We start from the raw sequence: 14878 nt of genomic DNA on the forward strand, positions 1-14878 counted from the left end.
CGATATTATTTTTAAATATCATCAGCTATTTTTTTTAATAAAGATTCAATTGTATATTTATCAGGAACAATCATATTATTAAAGCCTTTTTCCTTAGCTTTTTGTGCAGTGACTTCACCAATACAAGCGATTTTAATGTTCTTTAAATCTTCCATACAAATGATATTTTCAATTAAAAAACAAAACTGCTCTACACTAAAAGGATTCAAAAAAGTAATCACATCTAGCTTATCATTCTTTAGTAACTTAATTAGATCATCTTTTATCGTTACATTAGCAATCGTTTCATAAACAGTTAGTAAGTTAACTAGATTGCCATTTTTTTCAAGTATGCTTGGTACATTATCACTCGCTAAAGAACCGCGTATAAATAAAAATTTTGTTCCTTTTTCTACTATGTAACTTAACTCAGAAGCAAATGTTTTGCCAGTAAATTGACTTGGAAGAAAATTCACTTGAAGTCCTTCTTCATTTAATCGACTTTTAGTTTTCTCTCCAACAGCACCAATTTTTTTTTGATTCATTTTTACTTTCAATTCATATGTAATATATTGCACAAAGTAATTTACCGAATTAACGCTAGTAAATAAGATCCAATCTGTTTCATCAATTAAGTATTCTAATTCATTGATTGAAATATTACTTTTAACAATTTTTTGAAGTGGAAGATTAATAGGACATCCACCAAGCTGATGAATTAAATGATTAAATTCATCAGCTTGATGCTCTGCCCTTGTCACTAAAATGTTTATTCCATTTAAGGAATTATTCATCCGCTGCCTCTTTTACAGAATCAATAATATCCTTAGCTCCACGTTCAGTTAATAGTTTTGCAGCTTTTTCACCAATTTCTGTTGGATCAGTACCTTTAACTGTCTCTTTTAAAATGATTGATCCATCTGGTTTTGCTACTAAAGCTGTTAACGAGATTTCATTTTGTTCGTTGATCGTTGCAAATCCTGCTATCGGAACTTGGCAACCACCTTCCATTTTATGAAGAAATACACGTTCAGCTTCTACTGTTGTATATGTTAAATCATCATTTAGTCTATTTAATAGTTCACGGATTTCGGCATCATTTTCACGACATTCGATAGAAAGAGAACCTTGACCTACTGCTGGAACACAGATTGTTTCATCGATATACTCTGTAATGCTTTCTTCAGCCCATCCCATTCTTTTTAAGCCAGCTGCTGCTAAAATGATCGCGTCATATTCATTGTCTTTAAGCTTTTGAATACGCGTATCGATATTTCCACGAATCCATTTAATTTGTATATCTGGGCGTACTGCCTTAATTTGAGCACTTCTTCTTAAACTACTTGTCCCAACGATTGCTCCTTCTTCTAGCTCCATTAATCCTTTTCCACTATTTGAAAGTAAAGCATCACGAGGATCAACACGCTTAGGAGTACAGCCTATCATTAAACCTTCGGGTAAAATTGCAGGCATATCCTTCATACTATGTACAGCTAAATCAATTTCATTCGTAAGCATTGCATGTTCGATTTCTTTTACGAATAAACCTTTCCCACCAACTTTTGAAAGAGTTACGTCAAGTATTACATCACCTTTTGTAACAATTTCTTTTAACTCAAATTCATAATCAGGCGCAACTTCCTTAAGCTTCTCAACAAACCATTTCGTTTGTGTTAATGCTAGTTTACTTCTTCTTGTACCAACTACTATTTTTCGCATAGTTTACAGCTCCTTACGTACTCCATAAATGAAACGTTGAATATAGATTTGAAACAACATAATTTCCGAACAATACTAAAAAGCAACAGATGTTAAATATGCAAAGAGATTTGCCATAGAAACGGTTGCTTACTTTTAAATACATAAATGTACTATACATGATTAAAACGAAAACTGAGCCTATTACTTTCATATCATACCAAACAAATGTGTGTAATCGAATACTTGCCCCTAAAATAAGGGAAGTTAGCATAAGAGGGACACCAAATAAGTTAAATGTAATAAACATTTTTTCCAACTTACCTAAACTCCCCAATTTCTTTAAATGCGTTGACCATTTCTTCTTTTTTAATAAAACGTATTGAAAAATGTACATTCCTGAAAAAATAAAGGACAGTGTAAAAGCACCGTACGCTAAAAAAGCTAACCCAATATGGGTATATAATAATTCCGATTTTAAGTGTTCAACTGATGTAGCCGTTTTCCCAGCCTTTGGAATTAGAATGGATAATGAAAATACTAAAAATGAAACAACATTTGTAAAGAAAACTAAATACTCTAGTTTTACTAACCAATTAATAATCATTGATAATGAGATAATGATCCATACATAAATATATAGACCTTCTCTAGAAGTGATAAAGGAATATAAACTATAATAGCTAATCGTATAAATCATTAAAATAGTAGAAAACACCCAAACAATTGCAAGCAAATAAAATGCCACTTTACTTGCCATTCTGTTTGAATCTATAAAATCTATAAAAGAAAAAACGATACTCCATGCAAACAATAATATTAATAAGTGGTAAATAAAACTACTTTCCAAAAGCGCCATTATCTAAACCTCATAAATACCCTAAGCTTTGTTTTAAAGAAATCGTCTCTTTTTCTTGTTTAGTTTGCATGTATTTTTCATCATTAGCTTCTTCTAATATTTCATCTAAATTAAATATTTCTTTAAAAAGTGAAATTTGTGCTTCTGAGTGTTTAGATGTACCCATTTCTTTTGCTTTCATAATTGGGTCACGTAAAAGTTGATTCACAATACTCTTCGTGTGCTTTTGGATAATTTTTAAGTCTCGATCAGATAAATGAGGTAATTTTCGTTCAAGACTGCACATAGTATCTGCCTGAATATCCAATGCTTTTTCACGTAAAGCAGAGATAACTGGAACGACACCTAACATTGATAACCAACATTGGAAATTATCAATTTCTTCATTGATTGCCTTTTTAACTTCTACTGCCTCTCGCTCACGTTCGGCTAAATTCTCTGCAACAATCCCTTGAAGATCATCAATATCGTATAAAAACGCACTATCAATATTATGAATTGATGGCTCGATATCTCTTGGTACTGCGATATCTACTAAGAATAAAGCTTTACCTTTTCTTGCTTTTTCAATACGGTTTATCATTTTCTCAGTAATCACATATTCTTTTGAGCCAGTTGAACTAATAACGATATCTGCTTCTTTTAAGGAGTTTTCTAGTGATTCTAATCCTTTTCCGATTCCATTAAATTGATCAGCAAGCTTAATCGCATTTTCAACAGTTCGATTAATTACTGTAACTTTCCCTACACCTTGAGAATATAGGTTTTGTAAAGCTAAGTTACTCATTTTTCCAGCACCAACGATTAGAACGTTACAGCCTTTTAAATTACTAAAAATCTTTTTAGAAAGTTCAACAGCAGCATAACTTACAGAAACTGCATTTTCACCGATACCAGTTTCAGAATGAACTTTTTTTGCAAATGTAATTGCTTGTTTAAATAGCTGATTAAAAATAGTACCAATTACATTATTCTCTTGAGCAAGTAAATAACTATCTTTTACTTGTCCAAGAATTTGAGTTTCACCAATTACCATTGAATCTAAGCCACAAACTACGTTAAATAAATGGCTAATTGCATCATTTCCTGTTCTAATAATTAAATATGGTGATAATTCCTCATCTTTTAATCCAAATCGTTGTAATAGAAAACGTTTCATATAATATTGACCTGTATGAATTTGGTCAACAACTGCATAAATCTCTGTACGATTACAAGTAGAAACAATAATGTTTTCCAAAATGCTTTTTTCATTTTTTAATGAATCCATTGCATCTTGAAGTTCATTTGGAGAAAACGCTACCCTTTCCCGCACTTCAACCGGGGCAGTCTTATAATTTATCCCTATTGTAATGATGTGCATCCCTAAAGCCCCCCTAAAAAAAACTTGTACAAACGATGTTTTATATCTATATTTACTTAGCAAAATATCATATCATAAATATGTTCCACTTCAATATGCTATCATAAATGTAATAAATTGTAGAATTTTTAATCCGAATTATAATATGAACTATATCCAAAGTTTATTATACATTAATTTTTAAATAAAAGTGATTACAAATAATGTTAAACGGGAGTTACTATGAAAAAAAATCGATTATTTATTGGAATCTTATTAATTGGCTTTGGCACTTATTATCTTGTTTCAAAATGGCATGTCCCTGCACTACATTTTTTTACTTATTGGACTACACCGATCGTCATAACAGGTATTGCACTTCTAGTTCAAGCCTTTAAAGGACGAGAATTCCAATATGTATTCCCAGGGGTTGTAGTTCTTGGTTTTGGAATTCATTTTTATGCAATAAAACATTTTCAAAGTTGGCCTAACCATTGGTCCGTTCTTACACTAATTATCTCGTTTGGTATGATATTGCAATCCCAAAAAAGCCGAAGTGACTTATTACCTGGTTTACTATTATTTATTATGTCTTTATTTTTCCTTTTTAATGATAAGCTTTCATCAATGCTTAGTTCACTTCAGTCACAAGTTTCTTATTTTCAACAATACTGGCCAATTTTCATTGCAGTAGTCGGATTATATCTTTTATTCTCTAAAAAATAAGATGCTAAGAGTGTCCTTGTTATACTTCCTTACGTTTGGGAGAAAATTTTTATTTTTTAATTATGTTTCCATATTAATTTTATCTATTCTAATTGTTTCATTCAGTTCAATAACTATACATATTACTTAAAAAATTTATTATCTTTTTTACATAAATAAAAAATGCTGGTGGNNCCACCAGCATTTTTTATTTACACGCACGCTCTATTGCAGACCATGCTTTTTCTTTACCAAGACCAATTTCAGATGAGAATAAAATTAATTCATCCCCTTCTTCAATCTGTAACGTTTCACGTACAACTTTCGCATGTTTCTCCCACTTACCCTTAGGGATTTTATCTGCTTTTGTTGCTACAACAATTACTTGAATACCGTAATGCTTTAAGAAATTATACATCATTACATCATCTTGGGTTGGTGAATGACGTAAATCTACTAATAAAATGACAGCTCTTAATTGTTCACGAGTTGTAATATATGTTTCAATCATTTTGCCCCATGCTTCTCGTTCCTTTTTAGAAACTTTAGCATAACCATAACCTGGAACGTCAACGTAAAACAGCTGTTCATTTATTAAGAAGAAATTTAATGTTTGCGTTTTTCCTGGCTTTGATGACGTACGAGCTAATGCTTTACGATTTAACATTTTATTTATAAACGAAGATTTCCCAACATTTGAACGACCTGCTAAAGCGATTTCGGGAAATTGAGTATCTGGATATTGATTTGGTCGGACTGCACTAATGACAATATCCGCTGTTGTTACTTTCATTTTTTCACTCCTACTATTGCATGTGCCAGCACTTCATCTAAATGGGAAACAGGTATAACTGTTAAACCTTCTTTCACCATTGGCGGCACATCTTCTAAATCTTTTTCATTTTCTTTTGGTATGATTACTGTCGTTAAACCTGCACGATGCGCACTAAGCATTTTTTCTTTTAATCCTCCGATAGGTAATACGCGACCACGTAATGTGATTTCTCCCGTCATCCCTACTTCTTTTCGGATTGGTTTATTTGTTAATGCTGAAATCAATGCAGTTGCCATCGTAATACCTGCTGAAGGACCGTCTTTTGGTACAGCACCTTCTGGAACATGGATATGGATATCATATTTCTCATGGAAATTTTGTTCAATATTTAGTTCTTCAGCCTTAGAGCGAATATAACTAAACGCAGCCTGTGCTGACTCTTTCATTACATCCCCTAGCTTACCAGTTAAGGTTAGCTTACCCTTTCCAGGATATAGTGATACTTCAATAGAAAGTGTGTCTCCACCAAATGCAGTATACGCTAAACCTGTAGCTACACCGATTTGATCTTCACTTTCCATTTGACCATATGAGAATGTTTTCTTACCTAAGAATTCTTCAATATTCTTGTCAGTAAAAATTATTTTTTGTCTTTCATTTGAAACAATCAATTTAGCAGCTTTTCTACATAATGTTGCAAGAACTCGTTCTAAAGACCTTACTCCTGCTTCACGCGTATAATGGCGTATTATTGAGCTCAATGCACTTTCGCGAATTTGAACAGTTGATTTATTTAAGCCATGCTCGGCTAATTTTTTAGGGAATAAGTGCTTTTTGGCAATATTAACTTTTTCAAGCTCAGTATAACCAGATAAAGTAATAATTTCCATTCGATCTCTTAATGGCCCTGGAATAGTTGATAAATCATTTGCAGTTGCCACAAATAAAACTTGAGACAAATCGAATGGCTCTTCAATATAGTGATCACTAAAAGTATTATTTTGTTCTGGGTCAAGTACTTCTAGCATCGCTGAAGATGGATCGCCTCTAAAGTCACTAGACATTTTATCAATTTCATCAAGTAAGAATACAGGATTTTTTGTCCCAGCTTTCTTCATCCCTTGAATAATGCGACCTGGCATTGCCCCGATATACGTTCTTCTATGTCCTCTTACTTCTGATTCATCTCTTACACCACCAAGTGAAACGCGTACAAAATTTCTAGACAATGCATTTGCAATTGATTTAGCTAAAGAAGTTTTACCAACCCCTGGAGGTCCAGCTAAACATAAGATTGGGCCACGTAATGAATTTGTAAGTTGTTGTACAGCTAAATACTCTAATATTCGCTCTTTAACTTTATCAAGACCTTCGTGCTCGTTATTCAGTATCTTTTCTGAACGATGGATATCTAGTGTGTCCTCTGTTTGTTTAGACCATGGTATAGCTACCATCCATTCTAAATATGTACGAACTACTCCTGCTTCTGCAGCATTTGGAGGTAATTTTTCATATCTAGCTAATTCTTTTAAGACAACTTCTTTTGTTTCTTCAGGCATATTTGCTTCTTCAATTTTCGTTAAAAACTTATCAACTTCTTCTGTTTTACCTTCGCGATCGCCTAGTTCACGTTGAATAACTTTTAATTGCTCTCTTAAAAAATATTCTTTTTGTGTCTTATCAATATTTTTCTTTACTTGAAGACCAATTTTCTCTTCAAGCTTTAATAATTCCTTTTCATCCTGAAGGAAATTTAAGATAATATGTATTCTTTCGGTAACGTCAATTGTTGCTAATATTTTTTGTTTTTCTTCTTCTCTTAATGGAATTGAATCAATCATTGCATCCGCAAGATTACCCGGGCGTTCTTGTTTAACAATAGAAGCGATTGTCTCAGGCAAAATCCGCTTAGATAATTTGCTATATTGTTTAAAATGCTGCAATAAAGTTCTCATTAAAGCACGTAACTCTTTAGATTCATCTTCTACATCTGGGTATTCTTCTACCTTCGCAGTTAAGAAATCATTTTGATCAATAATTGATTTAATCTTTCCTCTGTGTAATCCTTCGACTGTAATTCGAACCGTGCCATTTGGAAGCGTAATTTTTTGCGTTAATTTAGCTAGCGTTCCAAATTGGTACAATTCGTCGATCTTTGGATTTTCAGTATCTGCATCTATTTGAGTAACAACAAAAATTAAATGATCTAACTCATCAGCTTCTTGTATTGCTTTAATCGACTTCATTCTTCCTACATCTAGATGTGCAATAGTGGCAGGAAATACACTAATTCCTCTTAAAGGTAGGAGGGGTACAACTTTTTCTTTTGTAACATTCATTTACGTTACACCTCCAAGTTTTTCATTCTATCTAGTTATTTTACCTTAACACTCATATCATTTACAATGATATGCATTAAAAGAAATGTGGAAAAGAAATAAACAGTCAATATCGGCCTAGAACACAACCTATTAATATGATTTCATAACGATTATCTTCTATTAACTATAAAACGAGTGAAAACCAAATAAAAAGTGTTCGCACCACTTCATTGATAAAAAGAATACAAAAAGAGTTTGTATTCTTTATTTATTCAAAATGAAATGATTCGAACACTTATTTTTATCTACATAGATTGCGATTGATTCTCTTCAAACAATGTTAATTGCTGGAAGTCATTTTTAGTTTGAGTTGGTATGTCAAATTTCCAGTTATCTTTAAAGACCTCATGAAGAACTTTTTCAATGCGATCAACAGCTAAAATTTCTACATCTTTAAATTGATGTAATGAAGCTTGATCGTTCTCTTTTGGAACAATAATTTTTGTAGCTCCTGCTTTTATAGCCGCCTTAACTTTTTCTGGAACGCCACCTACAGGCTTCACATCACCTTGTATGCTCATTTCTCCAGTCAAAGCAATCGTATTTAATACTGGAACATTATTAACTGCTGAAAATATTCCGACTACCATCGCAATCCCAGCAGATGGTCCATCAATTAGAGCACCGCTTGGAAAATTGATGTGAATTGTATAATCATCGATCGGTACACCAATTTTACGTAAGATTGTTGTAACATTTTCTAAAGAGCCTTTTGCCATACTTTTTCTGCGAATTGATTTAGATTGATTACCCAAGCTTTCTTCTTCAACAATTCCTGTTATCGTAATTGAGCCTTTACCAATTTCTTTTGCCTTCATTGCACTTACTTCTATTGGTAATAAAGCACCAATATTTGCTCCATAAACCGCTAAACCGTTTACTAAACCAACTGTTGGAGCTTCTGGAATTTTGTTTACTAATCTAGGTGATAATCTACTTACAGAAACTACCCACTGAATATCATCCTCTATTAATTCTTTTCTTCCAGAAGTTAAAACCATTCCACCTGCTAATTGAATTAGATTAATTGCTTCTCGACCATTTTTAGCATATGTACCAACTAATTCTAAAGCTTTTTCTGAAATGCTTATTTCAATTTTTTCTGCTGAGCGTTTAGCAACAGCTTGAATTTCATCCTGTTCTAACTCTCTGAAAAATATTTCTAAACAACGTGAACGTATTGCTGGAGGTATTTCATCAGGTGATCTTGTAGTAGCACCAACTAATCTGAAATCCGCCGGTAAACCATGTTTAAAAATTTCATGAATATGTGCTGGAATCGATGGATTCTCTTCTTGATAGTAAGCACTTTCAAATTTAACTTTACGGTCTTCAAGAACTTTTAGCATTTTATTCATTTGAATTGGATGAAGTTCCCCAATCTCATCTATAAATAAAATACCTCCATGTGCATCCGTTACAGCACCTTTTTTAGGCTGCGGAACTCCTGCTTGCCCCATTGCACCTGCACCTTGATAAATTGGATCATGTACTGAACCAATTAAAGGATCAGCAATCCCTCTTTCATCAAAACGAGCTGTTGTTGCGTCTAATTCAATAAAGACCGCATCTGGTTTAAATGGAGTATTCGGACTCTTTTTAGCTTCCTCTAATACAAGTCTAGCTGCTGCCGTTTTCCCTATACCAGGTGGTCCATAAATGATTACATGTTGAGGATTTGCACTGCATAATGAAGCTTTTAAAGCCTTAATTCCATCCTCTTGGCCAACAATATCATCAAAAGAACTCGGTCTAACTCTTTCTGCTAATGGTACAGTTAAAGAAATTGATTTTAACTTACGTAATTGTTCCATTTCTTTTTTTGATTCTCTGTCGATTGAAACTTTTGTTGTCCGTTGACCTTTTAATAAATGAATAAAATACAATGCAACGATTGTACCTAATGCAAGTTGAGCTAATAATATAATTGTTGTAAAACTCATTTTTTACCCCTCCACTGAAGTAGAAATTACTTTTAGTATCGCCCGTGAAATGGAAGGATAAACCATAATTTAAAATTAACTTATCTTTAGTCTAAGGTTTTAAAGACACTACAACGCGAAAGGTTACTCAACACTCTTTAGGAGAGTCAGTATTTTTTACATAACTCCAAAATAAAAAACCAAATGCAAAGTGCATTTGGTTTTTCATTTACGCTAATTTATTTTTCTTTTCTTTATTTTTTAAATCTAACTCTGTTCCATCTTCTAATACAAGCTTTGGAGCTGCACCAGATTTAACAGTTTCTGCAGAGATAATACATTTTTGAATATCTTCGCGAGAAGGTAATTCAAACATAATATCTAACATAATACCTTCAATAATAGAACGTAGTCCACGAGCCCCAGTTTTACGCTCAATTGCCTTTTTAGCAATTTCAGTAAGAGCTTTTTCCTCAAACTCAAGATCAACTTGGTCTAGTTCTAGTAATTTTTGGTATTGCTTAATTAAAGCATTTTTTGGTTTCGTTAAAATTTCAACCAATGATTCTTCATCAAGTTGCTCTAAATTAGCTAAAACTGGTAAACGACCAATAAATTCAGGGATTAACCCAAAACGTAATAAGTCTTCTGGTAATACGTGGTTTAAGATTTCTTTTGAGCTTAAATCGCTCTTTTCAGAATCGCCACTAAAACCAATTACCTTTTTACCTAAACGACGTTTGATGATCTGTTCAATTCCATCAAATGCTCCACCACAAATAAATAAAATATTTGTTGTGTCAATTTGAATGAATTCTTGATGTGGATGCTTACGACCACCTTGTGGAGGTACGCTTGCAACAGTTCCTTCAAGAATTTTTAAAAGTGCTTGCTGAACACCTTCACCTGACACGTCACGTGTAATTGAAGGATTTTCAGACTTACGTGCAACTTTATCAATTTCATCGATATAAATAATACCTTTTTCAGCTCGTTCAACATCATAATCAGCTGCTTGGATTAATTTAAGAAGAATGTTTTCAACATCTTCCCCAACATATCCCGCTTCTGTTAATGAAGTTGCATCAGCAATCGCAAATGGTACATTTAAAATACGCGCTAAAGTTTGAGCTAATAATGTTTTACCACTACCAGTTGGCCCAATCATCGCAATATTACTTTTTGATAGTTCAACCTCATCGATTTTGCTGTTTGAATTAATACGTTTGTAATGATTGTACACAGCTACAGATAACGCTTTTTTGGCATTGTCCTGGCCGATTACGTATTCATCAAGAATTTCACAAATTTCTTTCGGTTTTGGAACATCTTTAAACTCTACTTCTTCTTCTTTTGCTAATTCTTCTTGAACAATTTCAGTACAAAGCTCAATACACTCGTCACAAATATAAACACCAGGTCCAGCAACTAATTTTCTAACCTGAGACTGTGACTTTCCACAGAACGAACATTTTAGCTGTCCTTTTTCTTCATTAAACTTGAACATATGTTCACTCCCTCTAAAATTTCTAAAACCACTCAATATGTATGTAATCCAAAAAATATGTATCTTGTAGCTATATGATAGCATACAAAATAAACAATGCAATTATTTACTGCTCTAAAATTATTTAAATTTTTAGAATATATATATTCTAATGTAAAGTAGATAATCCTTCTTTTAAAGAATTATTTTTAGTATAGCCACAAAAAATTTTAAAAATCTGTATAACAGATTCTAACATATGTATATGTGTGTTTTAAAGGAAACAGTTCTTATTACCAAATATTTCATTTTATTTAAAAACAAGGCACGAAAAAATTTCGCGCCTTGTTTGAATCATTATATGTTTATATAACGCTTATTTTTTTCTGCTATCTACTAATAACTCAACAGCTTTACGGATTTGGATATCATCACGTACTGCATCAGTTCCACCAAGCATAGTTACTAATTGCTCAGAAGGAATGTTGTACATTGCAGATAAACGAGTTAATTCTTCGTTCATTTCTTCTTCAGTTGCATCAATTTTTTCAGCTTCGATGATTGCATCGATTGTTAAGTCGATTCTTACACGAGCTTCAGCATCTTGACGCATTTGAGTGCGAAGATCTTCTTCTTTAGTACCAGTGAATTGGTAGTAAAGCTCTAAGTTTAATCCTTGACCAGAAATGCGTTGTTCAAAATCTTTAACCATACGGTCAACTTGGCTTTCGAACATTACTTCTGGGATTTCAACTTCAGCATTTTCAGCCGCTTTTTGAACTAAAGCATCACGTAAGCTACCTTCAGCTTGAGCTTTTTTAGACTCTTCTAAGTCAGCTTTGATTTTAGCTTTAAGAGCTTCTAAAGTTTCAACTTCATCGTTTACATCTTTAGCAAACTCATCATTTAACTCAGGAAGTTCTTTCGCTTTAATTTCATGAACAGTTACTTTGAAAGTTGCAGATTTTCCTGCTAACTCAGTACTGTGGTATTCTTCTGGGAATGTTACATTAACATCAGTTTCTACACCTGATTTTGCGCCGATTAAAGCTTCTTCAAATCCAGGAATGAAAGAACCAGAACCGATTTCTAGTGGATAGTTTTCACCTTTACCACCTTCGAAAGCTACGCCATCAACGAAACCTTCGAAATCAATTACAGCTGTATTGCCGTTTTCAACAGTACCATCTTCTTTAACTACTAACTCAGCTTGTTTCTCTTGTAAAGCAGTTAATTCAGCTTGTACGTCTTCTTCAGATACAGTTGCTTCCATTTCTTCAACTTCTAAGCCTTTGTATTCGCCTAATTTTACTTCAGGTTTTACAGTTACTTTTGCTTTGAAGATTAAAGTTTTACCTTTTTCCATTTGCTCAACGTCAACTTCTGGACGGTCAACTGGCTCAATACCAACTTCTTCAATAGCTTTGCTGTAAGCTTCTGGTAAGATTACATCTAAAGCATCATTGTAAAGTGCTTCAACACCAAATTTTTGTTCGAACATTGGACGTGGTAATTTCCCTTTACGGAATCCAGGTACGTTCATTGTTTTTACAACTTTTTTGAAAGCTGCATCTAAACCTTTATCTACTTCAGAAGCTTCAACTTCTACAGTTAATAGACCAACGTTAGCTTCTAATTTTTCCCATTTAGCAGTCATTGTTAGTTCCCTCCAAAATTATCTAAAAATATATATGTGTTTACGTATTTTCGTACTATACATGCCTGTCCGTTTTCCCAAGATCATGCAGGTATAATTAAGTAAATAGTCGCTACAACCATTCTATTATAACACATTACTTTTTTGTTTCAATATTTCCTATTTTGATATTTCAAATCTAAAGCAAAAATATTAGGATTTTTTAATCTCAGTCTTAAGATCAATGGTTACTAGATCATCGAAAATACTACAACTCATAGTCAAAGACCTATTTGAAAGCTTTAACTAATTCGTTATGTTAAAATATCCTTCGTCCTCAAAACGCTTTACTAAAGCAATTGCACTTTTTACTGGAAAGTATTCTACATTAAATAAGTCTTTTAGTTCTTCTTCGTCTACATCGTGATCAAAATATTGTTGAACAATGTAATAAAAGCATGCTGCCCATGTATTTACTTCAGCCGGCATTGGTACGAAAGGAAAGTAGATCGTCATAAAATGTCGAAAGTGTTCTTTTGCAATTTCAAATGCTGAAGGGTTTTCACTTTCTAATATTTCACTTAATTTTTTTAAAATTGCATCTACAAAAGAGTTGTGTTCATCTACTGAAATTGTTACATTCCAAGTCATTCGTTGGTTTACTTTGTTGATTTCAAAGTCTTTTTCAATGGATTGTTCTTGTAATATAAATAAAATAAAACTTTGAATTAAAGGGTTAGCTTTAGAGCTTTTTAAAATATCACCAATTTGATTTAAAACAAGCGTACAATCCGTTGCTCGTAATTCATTAATTAGTTCTAGTTGTTTATTAATCGGCTCTGAATTTTCGACTAAATTATGTAAATCAAGCGTTTGGAACTTTCCGCCTTCACGATCTGAAACTACTTTTTTAGACAATGTTAGCATCGCTTGAAATTTATCCATTTGATTTTCATCAATGCGATTTTGAGTAAGCAGTCTTTTTATACTTCTTTGTAATTCTTCGTATTCTTTTATTTGAAACAAAATACTTATGTATATTTCAATCGCTTCATCACTTTCAAATGGACCGAAAACTAATTCCTCGCATCTTTCTCTAGCTTCCTTAGCCCGATTACCTTCCAATAAGCATGCAACTGCAGCTAGTTCTGTTTGTGAATTATGCTGATTCATTTCCTTTAATTGATCACATAACTTTAACGCTTTAATAAAATCTTTTTCTTCTAACGCTTTCTTACCTAAATTTATTATCCGATCCTTTAGTTTAGGAAAAAAGACAATATTGTCTTCCATACTACTCTCCCCCTAACATTTGTTATTCTCTGCACAATCTAGTTATGAAAAAGTGTATCATGAATTAATTTTATTTAAAATATGAAAGATACTTATATTAACAGTCTAATTAAATTCTTTATTCAATCCACTTTCTGACTGAATCTATTTTACCCACATATTAATGTCCTAATGGCTTTTGACCAAATCGTTTCCATAAATTTGGAAATTTACTTTTTAATTCGTCATTCGACTTCCAATCCACTGTTAATTGTTGTTCTGGGTAATGATAACCCTTGCTTTCTATTAGTGAATTAAACTCATTCCACAACTGATCATCCCAATCTTCATCGCCTTTACGCTTTATCGTAAATGCTTGTAATGCCAAATCTAGCATCTCCTCTAATTCTGGAGTCAGTCCCTCTTCTTCATAAATTGGGAAGATATATTCAGCTAAATAATCCGGTTCATTTAACGTTTTCTTATATACTTGTTCACCCTGACCAATTAACCAAGCTCTAAATTGAGCAAATGAATCTTCAGAACAACCTCCCATAGTAACCCATGCAGCTCCTAGTAACTTTGAATTATACGCATTAGAAAACGCGGTTTCAAACTGAATTTCAAAACCAGCTATTTCCTCATCTGACTGTTTCGCTAAATGACTTATTACCCACTCATAAGGTTCTTCAACAATATGCATTTTTGAAATTAAACCCCAAAATTCTTTTTCGTTCATTTATATCACTCCACACTTTTTTTATTTTAGAATATCATATCTAAATACTATTAGAGTCTATTTACAAATCATTCACTTCTGTTA

Annotated in this window: 11 protein-coding genes and 1 pseudogene; 1 reads left to right on the plus strand and 11 read right to left on the minus strand. The window is 32.7% G+C overall.

What is annotated here, in order from left to right; translation table 11 throughout:
• Positions 1-11 precede the first annotated feature (11 nt).
• From CN601_RS13860 to hemA, 4 genes are read right to left on the minus strand one after another with little or no spacing between them, the layout of a single operon-like run.
• A complete protein-coding gene (locus CN601_RS13860) occupies positions 12-773 on the minus strand; it encodes a uroporphyrinogen-III synthase (RefSeq protein WP_098171363.1) in 762 nt (253 codons plus the stop codon).
• A complete protein-coding gene (gene hemC, locus CN601_RS13865) occupies positions 766-1698 on the minus strand; it encodes a hydroxymethylbilane synthase (RefSeq protein ID WP_098120257.1) in 933 nt (310 codons plus the stop codon). The genes CN601_RS13860 and hemC overlap by 8 nt, the downstream gene beginning before the upstream one ends.
• 13 nt (positions 1699-1711) lie before the next feature.
• Entirely contained in the window at positions 1712-2536 is an 825-nt protein-coding gene (gene ccsA / locus CN601_RS13870; RefSeq protein WP_098120258.1) for a cytochrome c biogenesis protein CcsA, read from the minus strand.
• Between the two features lie 10 nt (positions 2537-2546).
• Positions 2547-3899 carry a glutamyl-tRNA reductase gene (hemA, locus tag CN601_RS13875; protein WP_098120259.1) on the minus strand — a complete coding sequence of 451 codons (1353 nt, stop codon included), beginning with the start codon at positions 3897-3899 and terminating at the stop codon, positions 2547-2549.
• A gap of 222 nt (positions 3900-4121) precedes the next feature.
• Here hemA and CN601_RS13880 point away from each other — a divergent pair, with 222 nt between their 5' ends.
• A complete protein-coding gene (locus CN601_RS13880; protein WP_098171364.1) occupies positions 4122-4604 on the plus strand; it encodes a LiaF transmembrane domain-containing protein in 483 nt (160 codons plus the stop codon).
• A 187-nt stretch (positions 4605-4791) separates the two neighbouring features.
• On the opposite strand, the gene yihA is transcribed toward CN601_RS13880, so the two are convergent.
• The 7 genes and pseudogenes from yihA to CN601_RS13915 all read right to left on the minus strand — a co-directional run bounded on the left by yihA (position 4792) and on the right by CN601_RS13915 (position 14794).
• Positions 4792-5376 (minus strand): ribosome biogenesis GTP-binding protein YihA/YsxC, encoded by a 585-nt coding sequence (yihA, locus tag CN601_RS13885; RefSeq protein WP_098120261.1) that lies wholly within the window; start codon positions 5374-5376, stop codon positions 4792-4794.
• Positions 5373-7697, minus strand: coding sequence for an endopeptidase La (lon, locus tag CN601_RS13890; RefSeq protein WP_098120262.1), 2325 nt, complete (start codon positions 7695-7697; stop codon positions 5373-5375). The genes yihA and lon overlap by 4 nt, the downstream gene beginning before the upstream one ends.
• Positions 7698-8077: 380 nt before the next feature.
• Positions 8078-9682, minus strand: a pseudogene (gene lonB / locus CN601_RS13895) (ATP-dependent protease LonB); the annotation flags it as partial.
• Positions 9683-9890: 208 nt separating this feature from the next.
• Positions 9891-11168 (minus strand): ATP-dependent protease ATP-binding subunit ClpX, encoded by a 1278-nt coding sequence (clpX, locus tag CN601_RS13900; RefSeq protein WP_098120264.1) that lies wholly within the window; start codon positions 11166-11168, stop codon positions 9891-9893.
• Positions 11169-11523: 355 nt separating this feature from the next.
• Positions 11524-12804 (minus strand): trigger factor, encoded by a 1281-nt coding sequence (gene tig, locus CN601_RS13905; RefSeq protein WP_098171366.1) that lies wholly within the window; start codon positions 12802-12804, stop codon positions 11524-11526.
• A 285-nt stretch (positions 12805-13089) separates the two neighbouring features.
• Positions 13090-14076: a DUF3196 family protein gene (locus CN601_RS13910; RefSeq protein WP_098120266.1), complete on the minus strand. Its 987-nt coding sequence runs from the start codon at positions 14074-14076 to the stop codon at positions 13090-13092.
• A gap of 160 nt (positions 14077-14236) precedes the next feature.
• Positions 14237-14794: a DUF4240 domain-containing protein gene (locus CN601_RS13915; protein WP_098120267.1), complete on the minus strand. Its 558-nt coding sequence runs from the start codon at positions 14792-14794 to the stop codon at positions 14237-14239.
• Between the last annotated feature and the right edge of the window lie 84 nt (positions 14795-14878).

Origin of the sequence: Bacillus sp. AFS017336, assembly GCF_002555445.1 — a bacterium.
Taxonomy (GTDB): Bacteria; Bacillota; Bacilli; order Bacillales; family Bacillaceae_G; genus Gottfriedia.